The sequence below is a fragment of the Hydrogenobaculum acidophilum genome, from assembly GCF_054656715.1.
The window spans coordinates 1-412 of record NZ_BAAHXP010000060.1 but is presented as its reverse complement, the minus strand read 5'-3'; the positions used below and the strand labels follow the sequence as shown (position 1 = coordinate 412).

The 412-nt window shown below is 33.0% G+C and carries 1 protein-coding gene; it reads left to right on the top strand.

Going from position 1 to position 412, the window contains the following annotated elements; genetic code table 11:
• Positions 1-412 (top strand): Rpn family recombination-promoting nuclease/putative transposase (locus ACYQZV_RS09115; RefSeq protein WP_459895339.1); only part of this gene is annotated, 412 nt, incomplete at both ends.

Genomic DNA, 412 nt, shown 5'->3' with positions numbered 1-412 from the left:
CATCTTGATTTAGAGAGCATTAGGATATTAGATACAGAAAAATACAATACCATAGAAGGTAAAAAGAAATACCTAGACTTGGCCTTTGAGGTGAATGTAAAAGATAAAGACGAAAAGATAGAGCTTTATTTTATAGTAGAGCATAAGTCAAGTCCAGATAAAGGCATATTCTTACAGCTCTTGTCCTATATCTATGCCAAATATGAAGAGGCCTACAGAGAAAACAAAGAGTTTCCTAATATTGTACCTATGGTAATCTATGTAGGCAAAGAGGATTGGAACATAACAACTTCTACTATTAAAGATATTCCCATTAATGAAGAGGTAAAAGATTACCTTTTTAACCTTGCATATACTCTTAAAACTCCAAAAGATATGGACCCAGAGAAAGTAGAGGCTATAAGAAAAGACG